This is a genomic window from Agrobacterium tumefaciens (assembly GCF_005221385.1).
GTDB lineage: Bacteria > Pseudomonadota > Alphaproteobacteria > Rhizobiales > Rhizobiaceae > Agrobacterium > Agrobacterium tomkonis.
This window is the reverse complement of record NZ_CP039903.1, coordinates 553,171-577,799: the sequence shown is the minus strand read 5'-3', so window position 1 is coordinate 577,799 and position 24,629 is coordinate 553,171. Positions and strand designations below refer to the sequence as shown.

General features: G+C 59.1%; 26 protein-coding genes. 10 read left to right on the top strand and 16 right to left on the bottom strand.

Going from position 1 to position 24,629, the window contains the following annotated elements; translation table 11 throughout:
• Nucleotides 1-8 precede the first annotated feature (8 nt).
• From CFBP6623_RS02850 to CFBP6623_RS02835, 3 genes are all read right to left on the bottom strand, one after another.
• Complete coding sequence (locus CFBP6623_RS02850) at nucleotides 9-620, bottom strand: LysE family translocator (RefSeq protein WP_046798581.1); 612 nt, start codon at nucleotides 618-620, stop codon at nucleotides 9-11.
• Nucleotides 621-886: 266 nt separating this feature from the next.
• Nucleotides 887-1,693, bottom strand: coding sequence for an AraC family transcriptional regulator (locus CFBP6623_RS02840; protein WP_046798579.1), 807 nt, complete (start codon nucleotides 1,691-1,693; stop codon nucleotides 887-889).
• Between the two features lie 70 nt (nucleotides 1,694-1,763).
• On the bottom strand, nucleotides 1,764-2,522 hold the full coding sequence (locus CFBP6623_RS02835) for an SDR family oxidoreductase (RefSeq protein ID WP_046798578.1): 759 nt from the start codon (nucleotides 2,520-2,522) through the stop codon (nucleotides 1,764-1,766).
• A gap of 103 nt (nucleotides 2,523-2,625) precedes the next feature.
• Between CFBP6623_RS02835 and CFBP6623_RS02830 the strand changes: the two genes are divergently transcribed.
• Complete coding sequence (locus CFBP6623_RS02830) at nucleotides 2,626-3,057, top strand: winged helix-turn-helix transcriptional regulator (protein ID WP_046798577.1); 432 nt, start codon at nucleotides 2,626-2,628, stop codon at nucleotides 3,055-3,057.
• A 7-nt stretch (nucleotides 3,058-3,064) separates the two neighbouring features.
• Here CFBP6623_RS02830 and CFBP6623_RS02825 read toward each other — a convergent pair whose 3' ends face one another.
• Nucleotides 3,065-3,463, bottom strand: a complete 399-nt coding sequence (locus tag CFBP6623_RS02825) for a DUF937 domain-containing protein (protein ID WP_046798576.1) — start codon at nucleotides 3,461-3,463, stop codon at nucleotides 3,065-3,067.
• A 313-nt stretch (nucleotides 3,464-3,776) separates the two neighbouring features.
• Here CFBP6623_RS02825 and CFBP6623_RS02820 point away from each other — a divergent pair, with 313 nt between their 5' ends.
• Together CFBP6623_RS02820 and CFBP6623_RS02815 are read left to right on the top strand one after the other, a co-directional pair.
• Nucleotides 3,777-5,348, top strand: a complete 1,572-nt coding sequence (locus CFBP6623_RS02820; RefSeq protein WP_046798575.1) for a helicase HerA-like C-terminal domain-containing protein — start codon at nucleotides 3,777-3,779, stop codon at nucleotides 5,346-5,348.
• Between the two features lie 516 nt (nucleotides 5,349-5,864).
• Nucleotides 5,865-7,379, top strand: a complete 1,515-nt coding sequence (locus CFBP6623_RS02815; protein WP_046798574.1) for an ABC-F family ATP-binding cassette domain-containing protein — start codon at nucleotides 5,865-5,867, stop codon at nucleotides 7,377-7,379.
• A 56-nt stretch (nucleotides 7,380-7,435) separates the two neighbouring features.
• On the opposite strand, the gene CFBP6623_RS02810 is transcribed toward CFBP6623_RS02815, so the two are convergent.
• The 3 genes from CFBP6623_RS02810 to CFBP6623_RS02800 all read right to left on the bottom strand — a co-directional run bounded on the left by CFBP6623_RS02810 (nucleotide 7,436) and on the right by CFBP6623_RS02800 (nucleotide 9,566).
• Nucleotides 7,436-8,215, bottom strand: a complete 780-nt coding sequence (locus CFBP6623_RS02810; protein WP_046798573.1) for a VOC family protein — start codon at nucleotides 8,213-8,215, stop codon at nucleotides 7,436-7,438.
• Between the two features lie 101 nt (nucleotides 8,216-8,316).
• The gene (locus CFBP6623_RS02805; RefSeq protein WP_046798572.1) at nucleotides 8,317-8,811 is read right to left on the bottom strand and encodes a DUF1579 domain-containing protein; all 495 of its coding nucleotides are present in this window, start codon (nucleotides 8,809-8,811) and stop codon (nucleotides 8,317-8,319) included.
• Between the two features lie 26 nt (nucleotides 8,812-8,837).
• Nucleotides 8,838-9,566 (bottom strand): DUF899 domain-containing protein, encoded by a 729-nt coding sequence (locus tag CFBP6623_RS02800; protein WP_046798571.1) that lies wholly within the window; start codon nucleotides 9,564-9,566, stop codon nucleotides 8,838-8,840.
• Nucleotides 9,567-9,716: 150 nt separating this feature from the next.
• Between CFBP6623_RS02800 and CFBP6623_RS02795 the strand changes: the two genes are divergently transcribed.
• Complete coding sequence (locus CFBP6623_RS02795; protein ID WP_046798570.1) at nucleotides 9,717-10,163, top strand: MarR family winged helix-turn-helix transcriptional regulator; 447 nt, start codon at nucleotides 9,717-9,719, stop codon at nucleotides 10,161-10,163.
• 113 nt (nucleotides 10,164-10,276) lie between these two features.
• Nucleotides 10,277-10,699, top strand: a complete 423-nt coding sequence (locus CFBP6623_RS02790) for a YciI family protein (protein ID WP_046798569.1) — start codon at nucleotides 10,277-10,279, stop codon at nucleotides 10,697-10,699.
• A 188-nt stretch (nucleotides 10,700-10,887) separates the two neighbouring features.
• Here the strand turns inward: CFBP6623_RS02790 and CFBP6623_RS02785 are convergent, their stop codons facing one another.
• From CFBP6623_RS02785 to CFBP6623_RS02775, 3 genes are all read right to left on the bottom strand, one after another.
• Entirely contained in the window at nucleotides 10,888-11,649 is a 762-nt protein-coding gene (locus CFBP6623_RS02785; protein ID WP_046798568.1) for an RES family NAD+ phosphorylase, read from the bottom strand.
• Nucleotides 11,609-11,992 carry an MbcA/ParS/Xre antitoxin family protein gene (locus CFBP6623_RS02780; protein WP_046798939.1) on the bottom strand — a complete coding sequence of 128 codons (384 nt, stop codon included), beginning with the start codon at nucleotides 11,990-11,992 and terminating at the stop codon, nucleotides 11,609-11,611. The genes CFBP6623_RS02785 and CFBP6623_RS02780 overlap by 41 nt, the downstream gene beginning before the upstream one ends.
• A gap of 95 nt (nucleotides 11,993-12,087) precedes the next feature.
• Entirely contained in the window at nucleotides 12,088-12,510 is a 423-nt protein-coding gene (locus CFBP6623_RS02775) for an organic hydroperoxide resistance protein (protein ID WP_003511906.1), read from the bottom strand.
• Nucleotides 12,511-12,704: 194 nt separating this feature from the next.
• Here CFBP6623_RS02775 and CFBP6623_RS02770 point away from each other — a divergent pair, with 194 nt between their 5' ends.
• Together CFBP6623_RS02770 and CFBP6623_RS02765 are read left to right on the top strand one after the other, a co-directional pair.
• The gene (locus CFBP6623_RS02770; protein WP_046798567.1) at nucleotides 12,705-13,163 is read left to right on the top strand and encodes a MarR family winged helix-turn-helix transcriptional regulator; all 459 of its coding nucleotides are present in this window, start codon (nucleotides 12,705-12,707) and stop codon (nucleotides 13,161-13,163) included.
• A 177-nt stretch (nucleotides 13,164-13,340) separates the two neighbouring features.
• On the top strand, nucleotides 13,341-14,108 hold the full coding sequence (locus CFBP6623_RS02765; RefSeq protein ID WP_137002493.1) for a hypothetical protein: 768 nt from the start codon (nucleotides 13,341-13,343) through the stop codon (nucleotides 14,106-14,108).
• Between the two features lie 48 nt (nucleotides 14,109-14,156).
• Here CFBP6623_RS02765 and CFBP6623_RS02760 read toward each other — a convergent pair whose 3' ends face one another.
• The 3 genes from CFBP6623_RS02760 to CFBP6623_RS02750 form a co-directional block, all read right to left on the bottom strand.
• Nucleotides 14,157-15,239, bottom strand: coding sequence for a calcium-binding protein (locus tag CFBP6623_RS02760; RefSeq protein WP_052817486.1), 1,083 nt, complete (start codon nucleotides 15,237-15,239; stop codon nucleotides 14,157-14,159).
• 269 nt (nucleotides 15,240-15,508) lie between these two features.
• A complete protein-coding gene (locus CFBP6623_RS02755; RefSeq protein WP_003494344.1) occupies nucleotides 15,509-16,234 on the bottom strand; it encodes a L,D-transpeptidase in 726 nt (241 codons plus the stop codon).
• 155 nt (nucleotides 16,235-16,389) lie between these two features.
• Nucleotides 16,390-17,298, bottom strand: coding sequence for a L,D-transpeptidase (locus tag CFBP6623_RS02750; RefSeq protein ID WP_046798565.1), 909 nt, complete (start codon nucleotides 17,296-17,298; stop codon nucleotides 16,390-16,392).
• A gap of 167 nt (nucleotides 17,299-17,465) precedes the next feature.
• Here CFBP6623_RS02750 and CFBP6623_RS02745 point away from each other — a divergent pair, with 167 nt between their 5' ends.
• Nucleotides 17,466-20,123 carry a heavy metal translocating P-type ATPase gene (locus tag CFBP6623_RS02745; RefSeq protein ID WP_046798564.1) on the top strand — a complete coding sequence of 886 codons (2,658 nt, stop codon included), beginning with the start codon at nucleotides 17,466-17,468 and terminating at the stop codon, nucleotides 20,121-20,123.
• Between the two features lie 44 nt (nucleotides 20,124-20,167).
• Here CFBP6623_RS02745 and CFBP6623_RS02740 read toward each other — a convergent pair whose 3' ends face one another.
• The 3 genes from CFBP6623_RS02740 to CFBP6623_RS02730 form a co-directional block, all read right to left on the bottom strand.
• The gene (locus tag CFBP6623_RS02740) at nucleotides 20,168-21,133 is read right to left on the bottom strand and encodes an alpha/beta hydrolase family protein (protein WP_046798563.1); all 966 of its coding nucleotides are present in this window, start codon (nucleotides 21,131-21,133) and stop codon (nucleotides 20,168-20,170) included.
• 128 nt (nucleotides 21,134-21,261) lie between these two features.
• Nucleotides 21,262-22,887, bottom strand: a complete 1,626-nt coding sequence (locus CFBP6623_RS02735; RefSeq protein ID WP_080842218.1) for a cisplatin damage response ATP-dependent DNA ligase — start codon at nucleotides 22,885-22,887, stop codon at nucleotides 21,262-21,264.
• 1 nt (nucleotide 22,888) lies between these two features.
• Complete coding sequence (locus CFBP6623_RS02730; protein ID WP_046798937.1) at nucleotides 22,889-23,899, bottom strand: ligase-associated DNA damage response exonuclease; 1,011 nt, start codon at nucleotides 23,897-23,899, stop codon at nucleotides 22,889-22,891.
• A 238-nt stretch (nucleotides 23,900-24,137) separates the two neighbouring features.
• Between CFBP6623_RS02730 and CFBP6623_RS02725 the strand changes: the two genes are divergently transcribed.
• Both CFBP6623_RS02725 and CFBP6623_RS02720 read left to right on the top strand, forming a co-directional pair.
• The gene (locus CFBP6623_RS02725) at nucleotides 24,138-24,338 is read left to right on the top strand and encodes a type II toxin-antitoxin system RelE/ParE family toxin (protein ID WP_232370418.1); all 201 of its coding nucleotides are present in this window, start codon (nucleotides 24,138-24,140) and stop codon (nucleotides 24,336-24,338) included.
• Nucleotides 24,329-24,628 carry an addiction module antidote protein gene (locus CFBP6623_RS02720; protein ID WP_197283291.1) on the top strand — a complete coding sequence of 100 codons (300 nt, stop codon included), beginning with the start codon at nucleotides 24,329-24,331 and terminating at the stop codon, nucleotides 24,626-24,628. Before CFBP6623_RS02725 ends, CFBP6623_RS02720 begins: the two co-directional genes overlap by 10 nt.
• Nucleotide 24,629: the final 1 nt, after the last annotated feature.

Genomic DNA, 24,629 nt, shown 5'->3' with positions numbered 1-24,629 from the left:
GTCCCGTCTTATCGCTCGGTCAGGGCCAGCTTCGCACCCAGCGCCACGAAAGCAGCCGCGAAGCTGCGCCGCAGCCAGGCGAGAACCGCAGGGCGTGACACCACCTGCCGCCGGACCGAGGCGGCAAAGCAGCCGTAAAGCGCAAAGACCAGAAACGTCATGGCCATGAAGATCAACCCGAGATCGACCATGCGCCATGTCGGCAAAGCCTCATCCGGCGCGATGAATTGCGGCAGGAAGGCGAAAAAGAAGATCGACAGTTTCGGGTTCAGCAGATTGATGAGGATCGCCTCGCCGATGACGCGGGCGGCTTTCTGAGGCTCCCTCGTATCGTCGATCTTCAGCGCACCGTCTTCCCGCAGCGTGTTCCACGCCATGTAGAGAAGATAGGCGACCCCCAGATATTTGACGATACCGAAGGCCAGCGCACTGGTGTGCAGTATGGCGGCAAGGCCGGTGATGGCGGCGAGCAGATGTGGCACGATGCCAAGCGTGCAGCCGAAGGCCGCGACAACGCTCGCCCTCGCCCCCTGCGAAAGACCGGCGGCCAGCGTGTAGACCACGCCGGTTCCGGGAGACGCGGCGACGATGAAAGATGTGATGAGGAATTCGGGTGTCATGGTGCGGGTGTGTCCTGTGGGTGGAGGACAGGAGCATGATGGTGCGTGGGGTGCGCGTCTTGGATGAAATTGCAGCACAGACGCTCGAAGGCTCGCGCCGAAGTGGCGAGTCACAGTACCGGCCAGCCCACTCCATCCTCATTCCTGTGCTTGTCACAGGAATCCAGTCGACGCGCGTCTGCGCGGCGGGAGGACTCTTTTCAGCCCAAGTCCTTGGGCTGGCTGGATTCCTGTGACAAGCACAGGAATGAGGGCGGAGAAAGCATCTACGAAAGCGCCGCCCGATAAACCGCCGGCGTCACCCCGAATTGCCGCACGAAGAACCGGTTCAGATGGCTCTGATCGGCAAAACCGGCGATGAAGGCCGCCTCGGCGGGCGGGGTGCCGCTGGCCAGCGCATGGCGTGCCACATGCACGCGACGCTGGAGAAGATAGCTGTGCGGGGTCAGGCCCGTCGCCCTGGCGAAAGCCCGCAGGAAGCGGAACTGGCTCATGCCTGCCTCGCTCGCCAGATCGGCAAGGCGGAACGACCGGGAGGGCTCGTCATCGATGCTGCTTTTCGCCCGCCTTATATTCTCGGATGCGGCGATTTCGTCGGGCTTCGCCGGCGTCTCCATCGCAGCCGCCAGAAGCATCAGCAAGGTCTCATCACTATCAAGGGTTTCGCCCGGTCGTTCCTTCGTAGTGACGGCGGAAAAGACAGCGTTGAACCGCTCCGCCAAAGGCCTTGCATCAACGGGATAGGCGAATTCGAAAGAACCTCGATCCTTCTCGCCGATATCGGCAATGGCGTCACGAACGATATTGATATCGAGATAGAGCATCCGCCAGGCGCGACCGCCCTCCCCGAGCGGAATGCCATCATGCACCTCGCCCGGATTGACGGTGATGAGTTGGCCGGCGCCCGCTTCCACCATGCCACGACCGGAAAGCGATTTCTGCGCGCCGCGCTCGATGAGACCGATGCCGAACTGGTCGTGCATATGGCGTGGAAAGGAGCGATCGCTATCCGCCACCACGGCGGCAACACCGGGCATGCTGGTTTTCGGCATCAGGAATTGGCCTTGGGCCATGAAAGCGCGCGCTCCGCGGATAAGAGCGCGACGCTATCACAGGATGCCCCGATGCGACAGACGCTGCCGTTTACGGATGCATATGGTTGATCATGGCGAAGACCTGATCGAAATTACCGTTCTGCGCGGCGAAACGCAGCGGCTTGCAGCGATCCACCACAACTTCCTTCTCATCCGGGCGATTTTCAAGAATATCCATCACCTCGGAAATGAAGGCGTCGAGCGGCATGGCCCTTTCATCACTCGCCTGCCCCTCGCCCATTAGTGTCGTCTGCACATAGGGCGGCACGATTTCGATGACCTTCACCGGCGTCTCCTTCAGCTGCTCGCGCAGCGCAACCGAATAGGCATGGATGGCCGATTTGGTGGCGCTGTAGGTGGGGGTCAGCACCATGGGCACGAAGGCCAAACCGGAGGACACCGTCAGCACCGTTGCGGCGGGTTGCTTGAGGAAATGCGGCAAAAGCGCCGCCGTGAGGCGAATGGGCGCGAGAAGATTGGTGGCAATGGTTTCTTCGGCCGTGTCGAGATAATCCGGTGCTGCGGCGATGTCTTCCGGCCGCATGATGCCGGCATTGTTGATGACGGCGTTGAGAGCCGGATGGGCCTTCACCAGCGCCTCGGCGAAAGCGCGGATGCCTGCGGCGTCGGTTGCGTCCATCACCATCGAGGCCATGCCGGGATTGGCGGCCGTCACCTCGTTGAGCACGGCCTGGCGGCGGCCGGAAATGATGACCCGGTTGCCGGCCTGGTGAAACGCTTCCGCCAGCGCCCGGCCGATGCCGGAACCGCCGCCGGTGATGAGAATGGTGTTGCCGGTGATTTTCATTGCAGCATCCTTTGCTTGTTGGCTGAAAGGAAGTTAGCTATGATACTCTCCAATCGAAAGTAGGCACCCAAAAGATTTATACTTACCCAAAGGAGAGTGTAAGATGAAACGGCACGCCGCCGATCCGACCATTGAGAGCCGGCGCAAGGTTCCGCCACCCACGGAAACCGATCCGGTCATCGAGGCGCTGGTTCAGGACATTATCGCCAAGGTGGCGGACAAATGGACGATGCTCATTCTGGAAGTGCTGGAAGAGCACGGCACGCTGCGTTTCACACAGATTGGCAAACATGTGGGCAGCATCAGCCAGAAGATGCTGACAAAAACGCTGAGACAGATGGAAAGCGACGGGCTGGTGCGCCGCACCGTGCATCCCGTCATTCCGCCGCATGTGGATTATGATCTCACCCATCTCGGCCGCACGCTCGGCAGCGCTTTTTGCGGCGTTTGGATCTGGGCGGAAACGCACCATGCGGACATAGAAGAGGCGCGGCGGCGGTTCAAAGAACAGCCGCCGCGCCCCGCAATGGATTAATATCGCCTTACGCGAACTGGCTAAGGCCCGGAACCGAGGCAATCACCTGGTCAACGGTCTCATCGCCCGCGTGCTGACGGGCAACGGCGATGGTTTCCTTGGCCAGCGTGGAAATCTCGCTCATGCCGATACCCTGGCTCATCAACTGCTGGCCAAGACCCATGATGCCGCCGCCGCCGATCGCGCTCATCAGTCCGCCCAGCAGACCGCCGCCGCCATTACCGGTGCCCTCACCGTTATATTGCGCCACGAGATCACTGGCGCCCGGAATGGCTTCGATCATCTTGGCGATCGGGCCGTCGGCCGCCTCGCGCTGGAGAAAACCGAGAATCATGCCGACGGCCTTTTCAGCCAATTGAGGGTCGATACCCGCCTTTGCGGCGATCTGATCAACGATTTCGTTCATTCTTGCCTCCTGTTGAAAAACGACGCCAACATCGAATAACTGACGTTAACGTCAACGTAAAACAATCTCATGCCGCATTCAAGCGGCCACGGATAGGTGCGGCAACTTTCATCAAGCGCTTTTTATTCATCGCCATCAAGCAGTTGTTGCGCCTTGAAACTGTCCTTATAAGATCATCACAACCAAACTATGAAAAGGCCGCGTTTACCATCAGCGGTCAAGGCACGCTCGTTACGCTTTTAATTCGGACATGACTTTTGTGAAATCCATGGTGATTTAAGGGTCATGCATCAGCCGCAGGAGAAATTGGTCGATGTTGCAGGACGGACAGCTCTATATCGGGACCAGCCGCAATCCGGATGACAGCCTGAACAAGGGCGAATATCTGGAACTGAAATTCGGCAACCGCCATGGTCTCATCACCGGCGCGACGGGAACGGGCAAGACCGTGACGTTGCAGGTTCTCGCCGAAGGCTATTCGAAGGCCGGCGTTCCGGTGTTCTGCGCCGATATCAAGGGCGACCTTTCCGGCATCGCGGCCGAGGGCGAGGCGAAAGACTGGGTGCAGAAACGCGCCGAGCAGATTGGCTTTACGGATTTCTCCTATGGAAAATCGCCTGTCATCTTCTGGGATCTCTACGGCGAAAAAGGCCATCGCGTGCGCGCCACCATCGCCGAAATGGGACCGCTGCTGCTTGCCCGACTGATGGACGCATCGGAAGCGCAGGAAGGCGTGCTCAACATCGCCTTCAAGATCGCCGATCAGGGCGGGCTGCCGCTGCTCGATCTGAAAGACCTGCAATCGCTGCTGAATTATATGGGCGAAAACGCGTCGGCGCTTTCCAACCAGTTCGGCCTGATTTCCAAGGCCTCGGTCGGCTCACTGCAACGCGGGCTGCTGGTTCTCGAACAGCAGGGCGCCGCAAATTTCTTCGGCGAGCCGGCATTGAAGATTGCCGACATCATGCGCGTCGGCGCGGATGGCCGCGGCACGGTTTCGGTTCTTGCGGCTGACCGGCTGATGATGAACCCGCGCCTTTACGCCACCTTCCTGCTCTGGATGCTTTCGGAACTGTTTGAGGAACTGCCTGAGGTGGGCGACCCGGAAAAGCCGCGTCTGGTGTTCTTCTTCGACGAGGCACATCTGCTGTTCAACGATGCGCCGAAGGTGCTGGTCGAGCGCGTGGAACAGGTGGTGCGCCTTATCCGCTCCAAGGGCGTGGGTGTCTATTTCGTGACGCAGAACCCGCTCGACGTGCCGGAAACCGTTCTTGCCCAGCTCGGCAACCGTGTGCAGCATGCGCTTCGCGCCTATACGCCGCGCGAGCAGAAGGCCGTGCGCACCGCCGCCGACACCTTCCGCCAGAACCCGGCCTTCAACACCGCCGACACCATCACCACGCTTGGCACGGGTGAGGCGTTGATTTCCACCCTGCATGACAAGGGCGCGCCTTCCATCGTGGAACGCACCCTCGTGCGTCCGCCCTCGGGCCGCGTCGGGCCGCTCACCGATGCGGAACGCAAGTCGCTGATCGATCTCAGCCCCTTCGCCGGCCAATATGACAAGGATATCGACCGGGAATCCGCCTTCGAAATCCTCGCTGCCCGCGCCCAGAAGGCGGCGGAAGCCGAAGCCGCCAAGCGCGCGGAAGAGGAAAATGCCGCCAACCAGTCCGACAACGCTTCCGGACGCTGGCGCCTGCCGGGCTTCGGCGACGAGGAGCCCGCACCGGCCTCGACCGGCTCGCGCAATGGCGGCACCCGCAAGACCGGCTACCAGCGCGAAACGGTGATCGAAGCGGCGATGAAAAGTGCCGCCCGTTCTGTTGCGACATCCGTAGGGCGGGCGATCGTGCGCGGGATTTTGGGTAGTTTGAAGCGGTAAATATGTATTGAAGCACCTATGCAGGTCGAGCGTGCGCCACTTGTTTCTTCTCCCCGCCGGGGAGAAGTCCGCGGCAGCGGAATGAGGGGACAGGGTAGAGATATTCGGCAAGGTTGCCCCCCTCATCCGACCCTTCGGGCCACCTTCTCCCCGGCGGGAAGAAGAAACGGTGCCGCACCGTAGCGCCATCCTATAACGGCCGCACCTGCGCAAAACCCATTGCCTCCCGCCACCACCGCTGCTAATCATCAAGCGGTTCAACCCGTATCAAGAAAGGAGGCTTCGCATGGATATTTCCTGCTTCTGGCGTTACCGCCAGATCCGCCACCTTTCTGCCCTGCAGATGCGTTTGCAGGGCTGACCGGAACTTCCAAGACTCTGGTTTGCCCAAAAGGCCGCGCGGAACGCAGCTCGTCTGCCATTGCGCATGTTTTCATGACGGATCATCTCGACTGAACAACCCTGCCCGCATGTGGCGCCAGCTTCGTTGATGATCCGTTTCGCCAGAGATGCACCATGACCCTTATCACACTTCGAAACCTCGGAATCATTCTGGGCAAGCCGCTTTTTTCCGGTCTCAGCCTCACCATCCATGCGGGAGACCGCATCGGCATTGTCGCGGCGAATGGCTGCGGCAAATCCACCCTGCTCAATTGCCTTGCTGACGAACTGGAAGCCAGCAGCGGCGATATCACCCGGTTGCGCGGGTTGACGCAATCCATCGTCCACCAGCATCTGCCCCCGGCCCTTCTCACGCGGACAATGCGGGATGCGGTGTTATCCGCCCTGCCAGCGGATGTAATCGACAGCGACAGCTGGCGCGCCGACATCATCCTCGATGAGATGGCTGTGCCGGAAAGCTATCGCCATCACTCCCTGCAACAGCTGAGCGGTGGCTGGCAGCGGCTTGCCATGCTGGCGCGGGCATGGATCACCGAGCCGGACTTATTGCTGCTCGATGAGCCGACCAACCATCTCGACCTTGAAAAAATCAAGGTGCTGGAGGGTTTTCTGCAACAATTGCCCCGCGATACGGCGGTGGTCATTGTCAGCCATGACCGCGCCTTTCTCGACAATGTCACCAAAGCCACGCTGTTCCTGCGGCCGGAAAATTCCTCGCTCTTCCGGTTGCCCTATGGGCATGCGCGAAGGGCGCTCGAAGAGGAGGATGCCGCCGATGGACGGCGTTTCGAGCGCGACATGAAGACCGTGCAACAATTGCGCCGGCAGGCGGCGAAGCTCAACAATATCGGCATCAATTCGGGCAGCGATCTTCTGACCATCAAGACCAAGCAATTGCGGGAGCGCGCCGAAAAGCTGGAGGAAAAAGCGCGGCCCGCCCATCAGGATCGATCTGCCGGAAAGATCCAGCTTGCCAATCGCGGCACACACGCCAAGGTACTGGTGACGCTGGAGGATATTCCCGTCTCGACACCGGATGGCACCTTGCTGTTCCGCACCGGCCGGCAATTCATCCGCCAGGGCGACCGCATCGTCATTCTCGGCCACAACGGCGTCGGCAAGACGCGGCTGATCTCGCTTCTGAAGGCGGCAATAAGGGCTGACGAGCAGGTGGCGGAGGGCATCAAGGCCACCCCCTCGTTGGTGGCGGGATATGTCGACCAGTCGCTCGCCGAAATCGATGATGCCAGCACGCCGCTGACGCTCATCACACACCGCTTCGACATAGGCGACCAGCGCGCGCACGGTTTGCTCGCCGGTGCAGGCATCGACATGGAAATGCAGAAACGTCGCATCGCGACGCTTTCCGGCGGACAGAAGGCGCGGCTTGCCATGCTGGCGCTGCGCCTGACCGAGCCGAATCTCTACCTGCTGGACGAGCCGACCAACCACCTCGACATTGAGGGGCAGGAAGCGCTGGAGACGGAAATTACCGGCCGTCAGGCGAGTTGCGTGCTCGTCTCGCACGACCGGAGTTTCGTGCGGGCGGTCGGAACCCGCTTCTGGCTGATCGACAAACGCCGGCTGGTGGAAGTCGAAGATGCGGAAGCGTTTTTCGCTTCGGCATGACTGTTCTCAAAACGAAGGCCCCTCCCGCCAATCCAGTGGCGGGAGGGGCATGATTTTTACTTCTTCTGCGACACGAGCGAGAAGAAGGCGCCCTGCGGGTCCTGGCAATTGACAATCCAGCTTTCGCCGGGAACCTCCATCGGACCGTTGACGACCTTGCCGCCGCCGGCGCTGACGCGGGTGATGGCGGCATCAATGCCTTCGACATTGAAGTAATAACCCCAGTAGCAGTCGGGCGCCTGCGGCATACGTTTCATCATGCCGCCGATGGCCTTGCCGTTATGGGCGAAGATGCGATACGGCCCCATTTCGCCCATGTCGAAATCATGGTCCTTGGTCCAGCCGAACACCTCGCCATAAAAGGCGGTCGCTCCATCCACATCGCCCGTCATCAGCTCATGCCAGCCGACATGGCCGGGCAGGTTTTGCGCGTCTTCGGGAAAACCGCCGCTTTCCATTGGCAGTGGCGTCATGATGCACAGAACCGCACCATAGGGGTCCGCCACCACAGCAAACCGGCCGATTTCAGGAATATCCTGCGGCTGGCGCATGACGGAACCGCCCTTTTCCTCGAAAAGCTTAGCCGAGGCATCAACATCGTCAACGTCGACATAAGCGGTCCAGTTCGGCGGAATGCCCTGACCCTTAAGTTCCTCGGTCAGTTCCATGACACCGCCCATACCTTTGCCATTGGCTTCCAGCACCAGATAGGGCATTTCCGGCGAACCGAAATCCTTTGTCTGCCAGCCAACGACATGGCCATAAAAGCGGGCGGCCGCTTCCATGTCAGGCGTCATCAGTTCAACCCAGATGAATTTTCCATGTGTATCGGACATCTTCGTCTCCTCAGGAGGTTTGGGCGTCTATATTTGATTGGGTGATCCCGCCCGCCGCGGGGCGCGGCGGCGCCGGTCTGTGCGGCTCGTTCCGGCAGGGCTTACCCCTTGCGGCGGAATTCCGATGTCATGAAGGTCTTGAATGTGCCATCCGGCTGGCGGACGCTGCCAGAAAAGCTGCGGTGATTGTCGTCATGCAGCACCAGCACATCACGATAGGTATCGATGCGGCCGGAACCGTCAAAGGCGGGGCCTTCGGCTTCCAGTGTCAGGGTCTTGCCGTCCTCTTCCAGCCAGCCCCTGTAGACCCAGAGATAGGTCATCATTGACCCTATCCAGCTTCCGACGAAATTGCCCTTGGCCGGGTCGAAACCGACCGTGATCACGGCTGTCATCTCGTCACCGTCGGGCATCTTGCCTGTGCCCTCGCCGACGATCCACAGCCCTCCGATGGAGCGGACCGTCTCGGTGAATCGCTGCGACGGGTCGTCGGCGTCATAATTCTCATGGCCGGAACTAGCGGTCATGACCCAGTCACCAACGATTCTCGACAGGAATTCATGTTCCTTCTGCGGCTTGGCGCTTTGCATTTCCATTATTGTCTCCTCCTCGTCCGTCCGTTTCAGTGGCAGCAGGCTGCAGCTTTCGGTGCGTCCTCATATTGATCGTGCCGGCGCACCCAATCCATTACGCCGTCTTCATTACGGCCTTTTGGCACCAGATCGAGCAGCATCAGCGTACCGAGCGCCTGCTCCATGCCGCGGGCATAGGCCGAGTAAGTGTGATAAATCTTGCCATCTTCGCCTTTGGCGAAAATGCTGACGCCGTGCAGATCCTTCAGGTCGCCCATCGGTTCGATTTCACGGTAATTATAGGTGATGGCTCCACCCTTGATATCCTCATCACGGAAGGAAGCCTGATAATCATAGTTGAAATCGCTGTCCGCTGCGGAAACCCACGGGAACTTCCAGCCCATGCGGTGTCTATAGGCTTCGATCTTTTCAAGCGGCGCGCGGGAGACCGCGACGAAACCCGCATCGCCATGTTTCAGATGGATCATCGCGCCATCGACATGGTCGGCGAAAAAGGAACAGCCGGTGCAGCCCTCCTCCCAGTCAGGCGCCAGCATGAAGTGATAAACGATGAGCTGGCTGCAATCGCCGAACAGTTCCTTCAGCGATTTCGGGCCGGAAGGCGCATCGAAAATATAGTCCTTCGTCACCTCTTCCCAGGGTAATGCGCGCCGCGCCTCGTTCAGCCGGTCACGGGCGCGGGTCAGTTCCTTTTCCTTCACCAGCAGATCGCGGCGGGCCGCAAGCCACTCTTCATTCGAAACAACAGGATGAGACATGATCTTTCCTCCTTGGATCCGTCTTTCACCACGGCGCCACTCCGCTCCACCGGAGGACACCGCCTATTTCTGCATTGAAAGTCAGTTAAACCATCAGCGGAGCATCAAGTTCCGCTTGACTAATTAGGTTGATATCAACATATTTATCGCATGTCAAACGCCAGCGTGATTCCTTTTTCGACAACTCTTTTCGTGCGGGACGCCTGTCTTTGCCTGCACGCCCAGCGCGCTGCACGGGCCTTGGCGCGGCTGTTCGACAATGCGCTGAAGCCTGTTGGCATCAATAATGGCCAGTTTTCCCTGCTGATGTCGCTGAACCGGCCGGAGCCGCCGCCGATGGGACCGGTCGCCCATCTTCTGGCGATGGACCGGACGACGCTGACGGCGGCATTGAAGCCGCTGGAACGGCGCGGGCTGGTCAGCATCGAACAGGACCCGAAAGACAGGCGCGGCAAGCGGCTGCGGCTGACGGCGGATGGCATGGCCGTGCTTGCGGCGGCCTTTCCCATCTGGGAACAGACTCATGCGGAAATCGAAGCGAAAATCGGCAGTGGCGACCCCGACCGGCTGCGTCGCGATCTTATCGATCTCGGCTGACAGCACGACGGCATGACGCCACTTTTATCGGCCAGAATGTCATAGGGCCGTCGTGCTGGAAAACGAAACTACGGACGAAACTACCCCGAAAACGCAATCCAGGAGGAAAAATCATGCGTGCAATCGTTTTTGTAAAAGCCACCAAGAGCAGCGAAGATGGCGTCATGCCCACGACTGAACTCATGGCGGCAATGGGAAAATTCAACGAGGAACTGGTCAATGCCGGCATCATGCAGTCCGGCGACGGGCTGCACCCCTCCTCCAAGGGCAAGAGGGTTGTTTTTGATGGCGACAGCCGAACTGTCGTTGATGGCCCCTTCCCGCACACCAACGAGCTGGTTGCCGGTTTCTGGCTGTGGACTGTGAAGGACATGGATGAGGCGGTGGCATGGGTGAAACGCTGCCCCAACCCGATGCTGGAGCGCAGCGAAATTGAAATCCGTCCGCTGTTCGAAATGGAAGACTTTGGCGATGTCGTAACGCCGGAAATCGCAGCGCATGTGGAAGAGCTGCGCGCCCGTGTGGGCAAGCAGTAGCGGGGCTCAGGCTTACGGCCGGGCCTGAACAGGCCGAGCGGATGCCGCTTGTTTCTTCTCCCCGCCGGGGAGAAGTCCGCGGCAGCGGAATGAGGGGGCGAGCTCTCCGTAAATCTCTACCGTTGCCCCCTCATCCGACCCTTCGGGCCACCTTCTCCCCGGCGGGGAGAAGAAAACGGAGCGCCACCTCACCCCAGGAAGCCGGCCAGACGCGGGTCATTGACAAAATCCGAAACAGAAAAGCCCGTCCGGCGCATCGGGAATTCGCACAGGGCCTGCACTCCGGTTTTAGACAGGTGAATGCGCCAGCTCATCCGCTCTACCGGCGTTTTGGCCGCAAAGGCCTTTGGCGACAAAATTGCGATGTTGAGGCCACCTGCGGGATCACGCACCGAGCGGTAGAGTATCGCCTCAACCTTTGCTTCACGCGCCTGCTCCGCCAAGGCCTGACACGGCTCGTAATTCGTAAGATCGGTCCACAGCGCTTCGTTACGGCTCAGCTCCGGTTTCGTCAGGTCAAGTGCGGCATCGGTGGCGACACGGGCGGCGAAGGCGGAATATTCGGCAGGATTGGCGGGCAGCGGCGTGCCCGGCGATTCGGCATAAAACAGCAGCCGGTAAAAGGCCATTTCAGCAAGCGCCGTCTCCACCCTGGCGGCGGCGTAATAAACGCCTTCGGTGAAACCTGCCCTGCGAAAACGCGAACCATAGGGATAGGCGGCGCCATAACGGAAAGGCGTGGCGAGAAGATAATCGAGACCGGCGCATTCGGGCGGAAACGGCCGCTTGCTCGTCTCGAGAATATCTTCCAGCAGCGATTGCTCCTCCACCGTATCCACCAGCTTCATGGTGGAAACCTGATGCTGCGCTTCCACCAGCCGCCAGTATTTTCCCGATGCGGCGCGTTTTTCAGACAGGAGCGCGTCGGGCGTCCAGATAGGAGAGGACATCGATCAATCCGGTAATGGTGGTCAGCTTTTCGGCAGGTACGGCGTTCAGCGCCGTATTGTGATTACGCAGCCAGTTTTTCGCAACGGTCTCGTCACCGCCGGCAATCGCGTCCAGCGAGCGGAAAACCCGGACCAGCAGCACCGCCAGTTCGAAGGACTTGGCGCCCGGCTCCAGCAGGAAATCCAGCCTCTTCATGCGCGACACGGTGGGGGCGGAAACGCCGAGAATATCCGCCGTGCGGGCGGCATTCAGGCCCAGCCGCTCGGCAGCGGCGATAACGGCCTTGGTGACGACCCTGCCCTGCGCTGCAGGATCCATGGCAGTCTTGGCGTGAATATTCATGGCGCACATCCTTTCCTCAGAAAGAATATAGCATATTTATTTCCACGAACAAGAAGGCCGGGATAAACCCGGCCCACTTTTTGATAGCTGCAATATCAGGCCACAGAAACCGGCACTTCCGTGGAAGTGCGCATGGCGTGGCTATAAGGGCAAACAATATGGGCGGCGGCGACCAGTTCTTCTGCCTTTTCGCGCTCCAGGCCGGGAATGTTGACCTTCAGCGACACTTCAATGCCGAAGCCGGTGCCGTCTTCGCGCGGGCCGATGCCGACAGTTGCCGTCACAGTGGTGTCTTCCGGGATCTTTACCTTCTGCTTGCCGGCAACCGCCTTCAGCGCGCCGAGGAAGCAGGCCGAATAACCGGCGGCGAAAAGCTGCTCCGGGTTGGTGCCGCGGGCACCGTCACCGCCCAGTTCCTTCGGAACGGTCAGCGTTACGTCGAGAACGCCGTCTTCCGACTTGGCGTTACCTGCACGGCCACCGGTGGCGGATGCTTTGGTCGTGTAGAGAATAGGCATGGCATTTACTCCCTTCGGGTTGGTGTTGAGTGGTTTATAGCGAACAATTAAATTGTGCGCAATATAATTTTGCACATTGAATAAAATTTTGTTTTTTGCGATAGTTTTCACGAAATTTCGCCGCACATCCATGTGGCAGGAACCGAAAGCGGGGGCCGATTGTTCCCTCCCCGGTTTTATTTTGGAGCAGGACTATGGGCGCAGAGGGCAACGACACGAAGATGGAAAGCCTGTTGAGGCTGGACCAGCAGATATGCTTTGCCCTTTATGGCGCAGCGCACGCTTTCACACGCGCCTATAAACCGCTGCTCGACCCTATCGGACTGACCTATCCGCAATATCTGGTCATGATGGCGCTCTGGGAAAAGCAGACCTCCACCGTCAAGGCGCTGGGCGAAATGCTGGGGCTGGATTCCGGCACGCTGTCACCGCTGCTGAAAAGGCTCGAACATGCAGGGCTGATAACCCGCAAACGCGGCACGGTGGACGAGCGGCAGGTGCTGGTGGCCTTAACGCCAAAGGGCGCCGACCTCAAAAAGGAGGGCGTGAAGATCATGGCCGCAATCGGCGGCGCCACCGGCTGCGAGCTGGAGGAACTGGCGCAGTTGCGGGACCGGGTTAACGCGTTGAAGGATGGTCTTTCGAAGTCCTAACGCCCCTTGAAATCCAGGGGGTGTTGAAGTATTTATTTACCAATTCCCGATAAAGTTGCATTTATATTTTATGCAGCTAAAATGACTTTTAGCTGCGTTTCCAGCCTCGGAAGCCGGTGAAGGACTTTTGCGGCAGATTTCAAAAGGCATGCGATGACTTTGATCTCTGCGAATTCAATGGCGCTGACCATTCTTAAACAAACTTTTTCGGCCCCAAAAATATCAGGCAACGACGCCGCGACCACGATCCTCGGAATGGTAGCCGGAAGCCAGCAAAAAACTGCGCAAGCCATCGAAACGATTTCGACGCTCGCTTCGCAGGCTACCAAAGCAAAGCTGGAAACCGTCGCAAAAAAAGAAACCGTCTCCGCCGCCATTCCGCAGGCGACGATGAGCGCTATGAACGCCGCAGCCACGAATATGATGTCGTCCTACTATGTCAATCCGATTGAGCGGACAGTGGAGAATGCGGAATTCCTCGTAACCGACCTGATCACAAGAGCTGCGAGGGCCAGTCCCCGCTATGTACCTGAAATTATTGTGCTGCCGCGTGACGAATATAATGCGCAGTATGCTGAATGGGGCGCAAAACGCATCGCGAATGGTGAAGACGAAGCTCTGGTTAAAAAGCAAGTCGAATATTTCACCAGCGACAAGAGTTATAACGGACAAGTTGAAATTGCAGAGCTTAATAACTCCCTTAACGGAATTTATTGCGAGGTGTCACGTCACGATATGTATTACAGCGAGAAAGCTTTAAAAGAATTTTTCGGCTCCGCCATAACTCTTAAATTTGGGGAAAACGGCCAAGTGTCCGTAACACCAGGCATTCTATATTATAATAATGGACAGAAAATGATCGCGTATAAAGAAAACGGTGAACTGGAAATATTTGACACAAATGGAAATATGACGAAAAAATATACGAAACCCGAACTGGTTTAGTACGATCAGTAAAAGGCTCCGCCGCAATTGCGACGGAGCCCGCCTTGATCATGCATAAGCGCCAAATTCGAACATTGAACTGTTGAGTGACGCTGCGGGGACGCCCTCAACGATAATCTCCAAACCTTCTACGCTTATATTCGCATATCCATTTGCTTGATCGACAATTGTAAAATCAGAAAAATCGTCCGCGATTTCGGTAGTGAAGCGCAGGCGATCTATTCCCACTTCAAAATCTTTAATTGTGTCCTGTACACCTTTGACCGCAAAGTAGAATGTATCTTCGCCAAGGTCTCCCCAAAGAAGATTTGTTCCTTCTCCACCTTCGATTATATCGTTTCCTATCCCCCCGTTGAGAAGATCGTTTCCTACCCCACCGTGCAACTGGTCATTTCCCACATCGCCAGACAACTGGTCGGAACCTTCTCCACCAATGAGCTTGTCGTCACCGGTTCCGCCGAAAAGCTTATCGGTGCCCTCTCCACCGCTAAGCTGGTCGTTTCCGGGTCCGCCATAAAGATTGTCATCGCCCGCGTCACCGGACAGATTGTCGTTACCGCCCTGACCATCCAGATAGTCATTGCCGGTGCCGCCGAACAGCCAGTCATTGCCAGCGGCATTCAATTGCGCCGGCCAGGGATTTACCGCGGTCGTATCACCGTACAACGTGTCGTCTCCGGCGTTGCCAAAGAGCAGATCGTCACCGCCGTCGCCTTCGATCCTTTCCCCAAGCTGACTACCGACGAATATATTACTGTTCTCGCGGCCATAGATCGTCACGCCGGGCGACATGTATGTGACGCTCGAAAAATCTGCCATTCCAGCGAAATAGACTGGTTTTACCGGCCAGGAGGTGGCGCCGTTAAACTCGATACGTTCCACGCTGTCCAAGCCATTGTGGTCGATCATCACGGCAGTCCAGGAGTAGTAATACTTCGGAGCGACGTAAATGGTGTCTACACCCGCGCCACCGATAAACTTCTCCCATCCGTTTCGAACACCACCCAGAGTGCCGGTCTCGCTGCCGCCAAGCTGAAATACGTCGTTTCGCGCCACGCCATAGCGATCACCGTAAAAGATTTCGTAAGGACTTGTACCTACCTGCCAACTATTTGAGAGATAAAGAGTCATGCCATTCACTCCTCGATTAACGACAGAGATATTAGGATGATTTAAAATATGGGAAATTCATTTCCGTAAAAACAATGAATAACCCGCGCTTATTATAATAAAAAATCAATATGAGTCACGATATTTTTAAATATACTATGGAATTGAATGTTAATATTAAAAACAATATTGATATATTAGAAATAAATAATGGCCACAACACGCTTCGTGTTGCAGCCATTACTCGTCAATTCACTTACCGGACACCTTCTTAATGCGTCCGGTTAGACCTACTGCCAAACCACCACACGCGCCTTCTGCGGCACGCGGTCATAGAGGTCGATGACGTCCTGGTTCATCAGGCGCACGCAGCCGGAAGAGACGGCCTTGCCGATGGAGTTCCATTCCGGCGAACCGTGCAGGCGGTAAAGCGTGTCCTTGCCGTTCTGGAAGATATAGAGCGCGCGGGCGCCGAGCGGGTTCTTCAGGCCCGGCGGCATGCCGCCATTCTTGGACGAATATTTGACCAGTTCCGGCTGGCGGGCGACCATTTCGTCCGGCGGGGTCCATTTCGGCCATTTCTGACGCCACTGGATGACGCCTTCACCCGACCAGGCGAAACCGTCGCGGCCGATGCCGACGCCGTAACGCATGGCGCTGCCGCCCTGCTCCACAACGTAGAGGAAGCGCGAGCGCGTATCCACGACGACGGTGCCGGGGCGCTCGCCGGTCGGGTCGACGACCCGCTGGCGATAATAACGCCGGTCGATTTTCTGATAGGGGACAGCGGGAATGACGTAACCGCCATCTTCAACCGAGCCGTACATGACGGCCAGTTCCGCATCGCTGACGCCGGGCGAGAACATCTGGCGGAAATCGCTGCCGATGGCGCTCGCCTGCTGGCGGATGGCGTCTCCCGTGCCGGATGAGGCGCAGCCCGCCAGAAGCGAAGCGGAGGAGATGCCGAGAAGGGAAAGAAAGGTGCGTCTGGAAAGATCTGTGTCGGTGCTTGTCATAAGGCCGGTTTGTCCCACATTTCGAACGGCTATATCGCCGTTGTACGTCATTTGTTCCGTATCATGCGTATTGCGAAAATAGTTAACCGACCGCTAAAAGCCAGTCACAAGGCGCCGGAGGATTGGACCCCGCATCTCTTTCTTTTAGAACGTGGTCAGATAACCACAATCTGCGCCCCTTTGGGCACACGCTCGTAAAGGTCGATGACATCCTGGTTGAGCATGCGCACGCAGCCGGAGGACGTCGCCTTGCCGACGGACTGCCAGTCCGGTGTGCCGTGCACGCGGTAAAGCGTGTCCTTGCCGTCCTTGAAAATATAAAGCGCACGCGCACCGAGCGGATTGTTGAGACCCGGCGTCATGCCGCCATTGGCCGCCGAGATGGAGGTGAGCTCCGGCTGGCGCTTGACCATTTCGTCCGGCGGCGTCCAGCGCGGCCATTTCGCCTTCCACTGAATCTTGCCGCGGCCCGACCATGCGTAACCATCGCGCCCGAGACCGACGCCGTAACGGATCGCCTTGCCGCCCGGCTGCACCAGATAGAGGAAATGCTGTTTGGTATCGACGATGATGGTGCCGGGCGCTTCCGCCGTCTGATAGCTGACTTCCTGCCGCAGATAACGCGGGTCGATGCGCCCATAAGGAATGGCGGGCAGTGAACGGTCCTCGTCGCGGATCGGGCCATACATGACCCGATGCAGCGGATTGGAAACCGGCAGGCCATAGGTCACCATGCGATCAGGCGCGAGCGGTGCGGCCTGCCCCTGCACCTGCGGCGCGCTCAGGCCCTGCCCACGCACCGGCGGGCCGTATTCCTGATGGAAGCGGGTTCTGAACAGATCCGGCGGGCGCGTCGAAAGCTGGCCCGGCTGCGGCGGCAATTCCGGCTGACGGTTTGAGCTGACGGAATTGAAGTTGAAGACCGGCGCCGTTTCCCGCACGAAGACATCCGGATCCATCCGGGTCGTATCCGTCACAAAAAGGCAGCCGCTCAGCAGCGGCAGAGCCGCAAGACCCGCAAGAGAGGCCGCCCGGCGGCAGTGTTTCATAAAGAGTGCTGTCATCTGAACCGCTTCATGGAATCCAATATGCCGCCATGATGAACCGCGCGGCTGGCGCGAAGCTGGTGTGAACTTTTCAAAAAAAATCGGGAAATTGCATTTTTGCCCTTGAACCTCTAGTTGCTAGAGGTGCCAGATTGGCTGTCGACTGGAATTCAGGAGCGAAAACCATGAATATTTCGACACGCGGCAATCTGAACGGGGAATCAGGAGACCTGACCTTCACGGTCGGCGGCATGGATTGCGGCAGCTGTGCGGCGAAGATCGAAACCGCGCTTTCCCGCCTGCCCGGCGTTGCCGACGTCAAGGTGTCCGTTGCACGCGAAAGGTTGAACCTGTCGCTGGCGGAAGACAAAACATCGGTCGCAAAAATCGAGGATACGCTGCGCAAGCTCGGTTTTAAGCCCGCTTTGCTGCCGCAGGAGAAGGCTCCGCGCGAAAAGATCGCAGCGGAACCTCACGACCATGACCACGACCATTCATCGTGCGGAGGTCACCACCCTGCGGAAGCCGCCCCCAGCGTTGAGCAGAACAACGCCCTGACATTTTCGGTGGGTGGCATGGATTGCGGCAGCTGCGCCGCGAAGATCGAAACCGCACTTGGCCGCCTGCCCGGTGTTGCCGACGTCAAGGTATCGGTTGCGCGGGAAAGGTTGAACCTTTCGCTTGCCGAGAACACAACCCCGACCGCAAAAATCGAGGATACGCTGCGCAAGCTCGGTTTCAAACCCGCCTTGCTGGCGCAAGACAAATCGGCGCGAGGCAAGGTGGAAGATGACGGGCACGACCACGGGTCCTGCAACGGTGATCATGATCATTCAGGCCACGATCACTCGGGCCATGACCATTCCGGGCACGATCATGCGGACCATGACCACGCCGGGCATTCGCATGAAAAGGCGCAGCCCGCGGCAGTGACCTCAAGCGCAGAGGTCGGACACGCCCATGGCGCTGATGAAAAGGGTGCATGGTGGCGTACGGCCAAGGCCCGAAACACCTTCACCGGCACCATTCTGGTCGCGGTCGCCTATGCGGCGGAACTCACCTTTCCGGCCTGGGGTGGTTACGCCTTCATCATCGCCACGCTGGTGACGCTGTTCCCGATTGCGCGCAATGCCTTCAACGCCGCCCGTTTCGGCGCGGTCTTCACCATCGAGATGCTGATGACCATTGCCGCCATCGGCGCGATCTTCATCGGCGAGGCGGAAGAAGCGGCGATCGTCGTGCTGCTCTTTTCGATCGGCGAGCTGCTGGAAGGCTTTGCCGCCGCTCGCGCCCGTTCCGGCATCAAGGCCCTTGGCTCCCTGCTGCCGAAAACAGCGCTGGTCGAGGAAAACGGTACGCTCCGTCAGATGCCTGCCGATCAGGTCCGCATCGGCCAGGTGGTCGTGGCCCGTCCCGGTGACCGCATCGCCGCCGATGGCGTGGTGATGGAGGGCGAATCGAGTGTCGACGAATCGCCGATGACCGGCGAGAGCATCCCGGTCGCCAAGGAAAAAGGCGCCCGCGTTTTTGCAGGTTCGATCAACCATGACGGCTCGCTGCGCATCCGCGTTGACCGCGCGCCGGAAGACAACACCATTGCCCGCATCATCACGCTTGTCGAGGAAGCGCAGGACGCGCGCGCGCCTACCGAGCGCTTCATCCAGAATTTCTCGCGTTATTACATGCCGCTGATCGTGGCGATCTCCGTGCTCACCATCATCGTGCCGCCGCTTGCCGGTCTCGGTGACTGGGATACCTGGATTTACCGCGGTCTCGCCTTGCTGCTGATCGGTTGCCCCTGTGCGCTGGTCATCTCCGTTCCCGCCGCCATCGCCTCCAGCCTTTCGGCTGCGGCACGCCATGGCATGCTGGTGAAGGGCGGCGCCGTCATCGAAATGCTGGCGCGCACCGAAACCGTCGCCTTCGACAAAACGGGCACGCTGACGCTCGGCGAACCTGTGGTGACCGACGTGGTGGCGCTTGACGGCAACGAGGCCGGACTGATTGCCGAAGCCGCAACCATCGAGCATGAATCGAGCCATCCGCTTGCCAGAGCCATCGTCAACCATGCTGAAAAGGCCGGCGTGAAGCCCCTGCCCGGCTCCAACATCAAGGCGATTTCCGGTCGCGGCATGCAGGGCAATGTCGGTGGAAAAGACCTGTTCATCGGCGCGCCGCGCTTTGCAACCGAAGTCGGCACCCTCTCGAAGGAACTGGCCGACCGCATCACCGCGCTTGAGAGCGAAGGCAAGACGGTGGCCGTGGTCATGGCCGGCGGTGCGGCAAGCGGCCTCTTCGCCATGCGCGACGAACCGCGCAAGGATGCGGCTGAAGGCATCAAGACGCTGAAGGAGATGGGCATTTCCTCGCTGATGCTGTCGGGCGACAATGCCCGCACGGCGCGTGCCATCGGCAACAAGCTGGGTCTTGAAGCACGCGGCGAACTCCTGCCGCAGAACAAGGTCGAGGAAATCCGCAAGCTTGCCGCAAAGAAGACCGTGGTGATGGTGGGTGACGGCATCAACGATGCACCGGCGCTTGCCGCCGCCAGCGTCGGCGTGGCCATCGGCTCCGGCACTGACGTGGCGATGGAAGCGGCCGATGCGGCTCTGATGCGCAACAATGTCGGCGATGCCGCCCGCCTCATCGGCCTGTCACGCGCCACCATGAGCAACATCCGCCAAAACGTGGCGATCTCGCTCGGCCTCAAGGCGGTGTTTCTGGTCACGACCGTCACCGGTCTGTCCGGCCTGTGGCTGGCGGTGTTTGCCGACACCGGCGCGACGGTGCTGGTGACTGCCAACGCCATGCGGCTGCTTGGTTACTTCAAGAAAAGCGCCTGATTTCGCAGGAGGGTCGAAAGCTGCAGGAGCGGTTTTCGGCCCTTTTATGCGAACTGATTAAAAAAACGGATGCTTTCCGCAACCGCGCCCGGGACCACGCCATTGTGGGTGCCGGGCAGCAGTTTTTTATCAACCTTGAACCCTGACATCAGGGCACGATCCACAAAAAGCTGGTGATCGGCGTCGAAAGGCCGCTCCTCATCGCCGCGCAGCAACAGGGCCGGACATTTGAGGCTGGGGCCGAAACAGACAGAGGAGCGCATGATGAATTCGCGCTCGTCGGTTTCGTCGAAACAGATCTCGTCCGAATAACGGTTGAAATAACGCCATGAATTAACGCCCGCCGACATGGGTGCGGCCGCACGGAATTTGCGGCTCATGGCGGCGAGCAATGTCAGCGTACCGCCATTGGAATGGCCGGCAATGAAGAAGCGCTTTTTATCGATGCCGGGCAGGTTTTCCAGATAGGTTGCCGCCGCCAACGCATCCGCCGTTTCATTGTAAAAGCCGGAATAATTGCCACTCTGGCCGTTCTCGCCCCGGAAAGACGGTAGAAGCACGACAAAACCAGCCTCCCAATAGGGCTTCATCAGCGCCCAGTGGCCGTCTCCCGTGGCATTGCCGCCATGGAGGAAAAGCACTGCCGGCTTTGGTGTCCTGGAGGGCTGATAGTGGGAAAGCCAGGCAACAAGCTCGATGGAACCATCAGGCCCGCCGGGATAGGTGACGCGTTCCGCGCCGGGCGGTGTGCCAAGCGCCGAGGATTTTTCCGGCGCGGCCATCTTGCGCAGCAGGTGGGTGTGAAAATGTTGGCGGGCCTCCGCGTAATCCTGTCTTTCGAGCGGCAAAACCTCGGGGGCGACGATGCCGGCTTTCGCACCCTGCGGCAGAAGCGTTGCCACAGACAGGCCCATGGCGCCGGCAAGCAGGCCGCGCCGTGTCAGGCCCTGGCATATCACGCCGCTCTCTTCCTGTCCGAAGGCTGAGGAAAGAAAGCGTTTATCGGCCATGGGTGCACTCTGAGTACGGGGATGGAGATATTAGCAGTTCAGCACTGCGGCGGGAGACTGTCCAATCACGGATTCGCGAATGACAACAATGTATTCGCAGCATTCATGGCAATTTCTGGACGGCCACCCTACCCTTCCGCGCCATCGATCATCGCCACCAGCGTCGAAAGCCGATCCGCCTCGGCCGGCAGCTTGTCGGCCCTCAGCCGCGCAATGCGCGGAAACCGCATGGCGACGCCGGATTTGTGGCGGGTGGAGCGGTTGATGCCCTCGAAGGCCACCTCCAGCACGAAACCGAAATCCGGCGTGGCCCGCACCGCCCGCACCGGGCCGAAACGCTCGACGGTATTGTCGCGCACGAACTTGTCCAGCACTTCGAGTTCCGCGTCGGTGAAGCCGAAATAGGCCTTGCCCACGGGAACGAGTTGTTCGCCATCCTCGCCTTCCGCCCATACACCAAAGGTGAAATCGGAATAATAGCTCGATCTTTTGCCGTGGCCGCGCTGCGCATACATCATGACCGCGTCGATATTGTAAGGGTCACGTTTCCACTTGAACCATGGCCCCTTGGCGCGGCCTGCCTGATAAGCGCTGTCGCGGCGCTTGATCATCACACCCTCAATCACCGGATCAGGCGGCGCGGCGCGCAGCCTGTCGAGCTCGGTCCAGCTGGAAAAGCCAATCAGTGGCGATAGATCGAAGCGGTCATGCGGGGCATGCTCGATGATGTCAGACAGCCGGCCGCGACGCTCCAGATAGCTCTGCGCGCGGATATCTCTCTCGCCATCGAACAGCAGATCGTAGGCGCGGATGAAGGCGGGGCAGTCGTCCAGCATCTTTGCCGTCACCGTCTTGCGGTTCAGGCGCTGCTGCAAATCCGAGAAGGTGCGGGTGAGATTGTTGGAGCGCGCGGTGCCGCCAATCAGCAATTCACCATCCATCACGCCTTCGAAATCAAGCGCATCGAGTACATCCGGGAATGCCCCGGAAATATCGTCGCCGGAGCGGGAGTAAAGCTTTCGCGTCTCCCCGGCGCGGGAGAGCTGCACGCGAATGCCGTCCCATTTCCATTCGGCGGCATAATCGGCCGGGTCTAAGCCATCGAGATCGCCATCGGCCACCGGTGTGGCCAGCATCACAGAATGGAAAATGGCCGGTGTGGCCAGCACCGGCCGGTCCGACTTGCCCTCCAGCCACGCAAAAAGCGAAGTGTAGGGCGGCGTCAGACCGTGCCAGAGGGTTTCGATTTCGGTGATGTCTTTTCCCGCAAAATCCGCCAGCGCCTGCCGCGCCAGCCGCGCCGAAACGCCGATGCGCAGGCTGCCAGTGGCGAGTTTGAGGAAAGCGAAACGTGAAGAGGTATCGAGCCGGTCGAGCAGATCGCGCACTGCGCCGCGCACCTCGGTGCGCCCCAGCGAATTCATCAATGTGACGACTTCGCCGAGTCGCGGATCCTGCGCCTCGGAATCGTCAGAACCGCCGATATTACCCCAGACCAGCGAGATGGTTTCGGCCAGATCGCCGACATAATCGTAGGAGTAGCGAAACAGCACCTCGTCCATGCGCTCCAGCACAAGTTCCCGCAACAGGGCCGGTTTGACGCTTTTGAGGTCCAGCGTGCCGGCAATCGCCGCCAGCCCGTAACCCCGGTCGGGATCGGGCGTATCGCGGAAATAATCGGTGAGAAGCTTCAGCTTGCCGTTGCGCGAGGGGGTGAGGACAAGGCGGTCGAGAAGCGTGGCGAAGGCTTTCATCTCAATCCCCCTCGTCTTCGTAACCGACCAGATGCAGCGGCTTGGCGGCGATGCCCTGCAATTCGCACCAGCGCACCAGTGCCTCTTCGCGGCCATGGGTGACCCAGACGGCTTGCGGGCCGATTTCCTTGATGGTTTCCAGGAGTTCCGGCCAATCGCAATGGTCTGATATGACCAGCGGCAATTCCACTCCGCCCTGCTTTGCCCGTTGCCGCACCATCATCCAGCCGGATGCGAAGGCGATCAGCGGCTCGTTGAAGCGCCGCGCCCAGCGTTCCTGAAAGGCGGAGGGCGGGCCGACGACGATCGCGCCCTTGAAAGCGGCGGGGTTACTTTTTTCCAGCGTCGCGGGCCTGAGATCGCCGAGATCAATGCCCTGCGAGACATAATAATCGCAGAGCCTCGCCAGCGCGCCGTGGATGTAGACCGGCTCGGCATAACCATTGTCGCGCAATAGCCGGATAACGCGTTGCGCCTTGCCGAGCGAATAGGCGCCGACCAGATGGGTGCGTTCGGGAAATTGTTTGATGGAGGTGAGCAGCTTTGCCGTTTCCACACGTGGCAGCGGATGGTGAAACACCGGCAGACCGAAGGTGGCCTCGGTGATGAAGACATCGCAAGGCACCGTCTCGAACGGCGCACAGGTGGGATCGATGCCGCGCTTGTAATCACCGGACGCGACGATGCGCATGCTGTTCATCTCCACGGAGATTTGCGCCGAGCCCAGCACATGGCCAGCCGGGTGGAACCCGACAGTGACGCCGTTCACCGCCACCGTTTCACCGAATGCCACTGCCTGCTCGCTGCCGCAGAAATCCTCGCCGTAACGGATACGCATGATATCGAGCGTCTGCCGCGTGGCCAGCACCGCGCCATGGCCGGCACGGGCGTGATCGGAATGGCCGTGGGTGATGAGCGCCCGCGCCACGGGGCGCACGGGATCGATATAGAAATCGCCCGCCGGGCAATAAAGGCCTTTGGGCGTGGAGTTCAGGAGCTGTTCCGGCTTCATATTCATTGAGATAGGGCCGCCCGCGCGAATGTAAAGTGCTGCGAGCATAACGCGGAACGGGCGTTAAATTTCCCGCAGGGGTGTTTTTGTTTTGCCGTCACCTCCCTGTCATTGCGGCTTTGAGCCGGGGCTGTATCGAGTTGCGAGCGCAGTTCGCACGCAACACCAGCGTAAGGCCGGCTTAGAGGACGACCATGAGATTTGAGCTTGTGAAAATGTATCCATTCGGATACATTCCATGATAAACAGTTTCGAGAAATCGGCAGAGTTCGACGAATGGCTGAAGACTTTGAAAGATCGCACCGGAAAGGTGCGGATTCTTCATCGCCTCACGGCAGCCGCGCATGGGAATTTCGGCGATTGTGCGCCGGTGGGTGCAGGCGTTTCAGAAATGCGTATCCACTATGGTCCGGGTTATCGGGTCTGGGGATGGCAATGACGGAATTTAGCAAATTTGATGTGTCGGACTATCTGGATAGCGATGAAGCCATGATCGAATATCTGGCAGTGGCGATGGAAGACGAAAACCCCGATGTGTTCATTGCCGCCCTTGGCGCAGTCGCAAGAGCTCGCGGAATGTCGCATGTCGCGGATGTGTCGGGTCTCGGGCGGGAAAGTCTCTATAAAGCGCTTAAACCCGGTTCGAAGCTCCGCTACGAGACCGTGCAGAAAGTCCTGCATGCGCTGGGCTTCCGGCTGGCCGTCGAAAAATCATTGGACGCCGCGTAAG

Coding starts and splice junctions, on each gene's coding strand:
- CFBP6623_RS02795 (WP_046798570.1), top strand. CDS start 9,717: ATGTCAAACGCCAGCGTGATTCCTTTTTCGACAACTCTTTTCGTGCGG.
- CFBP6623_RS02805 (WP_046798572.1), bottom strand. CDS start 8,811: ATGGAAATGCAAAGCGCCAAGCCGCAGAAGGAACATGAATTCCTGTCG.
- CFBP6623_RS02720 (WP_197283291.1), top strand. CDS start 24,329: ATGGCAATGACGGAATTTAGCAAATTTGATGTGTCGGACTATCTGGAT.
- CFBP6623_RS02825 (WP_046798576.1), bottom strand. CDS start 3,463: ATGAACGAAATCGTTGATCAGATCGCCGCAAAGGCGGGTATCGACCCT.
- CFBP6623_RS02785 (WP_046798568.1), bottom strand. CDS start 11,649: ATGTCCTCTCCTATCTGGACGCCCGACGCGCTCCTGTCTGAAAAACGC.
- CFBP6623_RS02800 (WP_046798571.1), bottom strand. CDS start 9,566: ATGTCTCATCCTGTTGTTTCGAATGAAGAGTGGCTTGCGGCCCGCCGC.
- CFBP6623_RS02760 (WP_052817486.1), bottom strand. CDS start 15,239: ATGACTCTTTATCTCTCAAATAGTTGGCAGGTAGGTACAAGTCCTTAC.
- CFBP6623_RS02770 (WP_046798567.1), top strand. CDS start 12,705: ATGGGCGCAGAGGGCAACGACACGAAGATGGAAAGCCTGTTGAGGCTG.
- CFBP6623_RS02835 (WP_046798578.1), bottom strand. CDS start 2,522: ATGAAAATCACCGGCAACACCATTCTCATCACCGGCGGCGGTTCCGGC.
- CFBP6623_RS02755 (WP_003494344.1), bottom strand. CDS start 16,234: ATGACAAGCACCGACACAGATCTTTCCAGACGCACCTTTCTTTCCCTT.
- CFBP6623_RS02840 (WP_046798579.1), bottom strand. CDS start 1,693: ATGGCCCAAGGCCAATTCCTGATGCCGAAAACCAGCATGCCCGGTGTT.
- CFBP6623_RS02850 (WP_046798581.1), bottom strand. CDS start 620: ATGACACCCGAATTCCTCATCACATCTTTCATCGTCGCCGCGTCTCCC.
- CFBP6623_RS02735 (WP_080842218.1), bottom strand. CDS start 22,887: ATGAAAGCCTTCGCCACGCTTCTCGACCGCCTTGTCCTCACCCCCTCG.
- CFBP6623_RS02730 (WP_046798937.1), bottom strand. CDS start 23,899: ATGAAGCCGGAACAGCTCCTGAACTCCACGCCCAAAGGCCTTTATTGC.
- CFBP6623_RS02820 (WP_046798575.1), top strand. CDS start 3,777: ATGTTGCAGGACGGACAGCTCTATATCGGGACCAGCCGCAATCCGGAT.
- CFBP6623_RS02765 (WP_137002493.1), top strand. CDS start 13,341: ATGGCGCTGACCATTCTTAAACAAACTTTTTCGGCCCCAAAAATATCA.
- CFBP6623_RS02745 (WP_046798564.1), top strand. CDS start 17,466: ATGAATATTTCGACACGCGGCAATCTGAACGGGGAATCAGGAGACCTG.
- CFBP6623_RS02780 (WP_046798939.1), bottom strand. CDS start 11,992: ATGAATATTCACGCCAAGACTGCCATGGATCCTGCAGCGCAGGGCAGG.
- CFBP6623_RS02725 (WP_232370418.1), top strand. CDS start 24,138: ATGATAAACAGTTTCGAGAAATCGGCAGAGTTCGACGAATGGCTGAAG.
- CFBP6623_RS02775 (WP_003511906.1), bottom strand. CDS start 12,510: ATGCCTATTCTCTACACGACCAAAGCATCCGCCACCGGTGGCCGTGCA.
- CFBP6623_RS02815 (WP_046798574.1), top strand. CDS start 5,865: ATGACCCTTATCACACTTCGAAACCTCGGAATCATTCTGGGCAAGCCG.
- CFBP6623_RS02740 (WP_046798563.1), bottom strand. CDS start 21,133: ATGGCCGATAAACGCTTTCTTTCCTCAGCCTTCGGACAGGAAGAGAGC.
- CFBP6623_RS02810 (WP_046798573.1), bottom strand. CDS start 8,215: ATGTCCGATACACATGGAAAATTCATCTGGGTTGAACTGATGACGCCT.
- CFBP6623_RS02830 (WP_046798577.1), top strand. CDS start 2,626: ATGAAACGGCACGCCGCCGATCCGACCATTGAGAGCCGGCGCAAGGTT.
- CFBP6623_RS02790 (WP_046798569.1), top strand. CDS start 10,277: ATGCGTGCAATCGTTTTTGTAAAAGCCACCAAGAGCAGCGAAGATGGC.
- CFBP6623_RS02750 (WP_046798565.1), bottom strand. CDS start 17,298: ATGACAGCACTCTTTATGAAACACTGCCGCCGGGCGGCCTCTCTTGCG.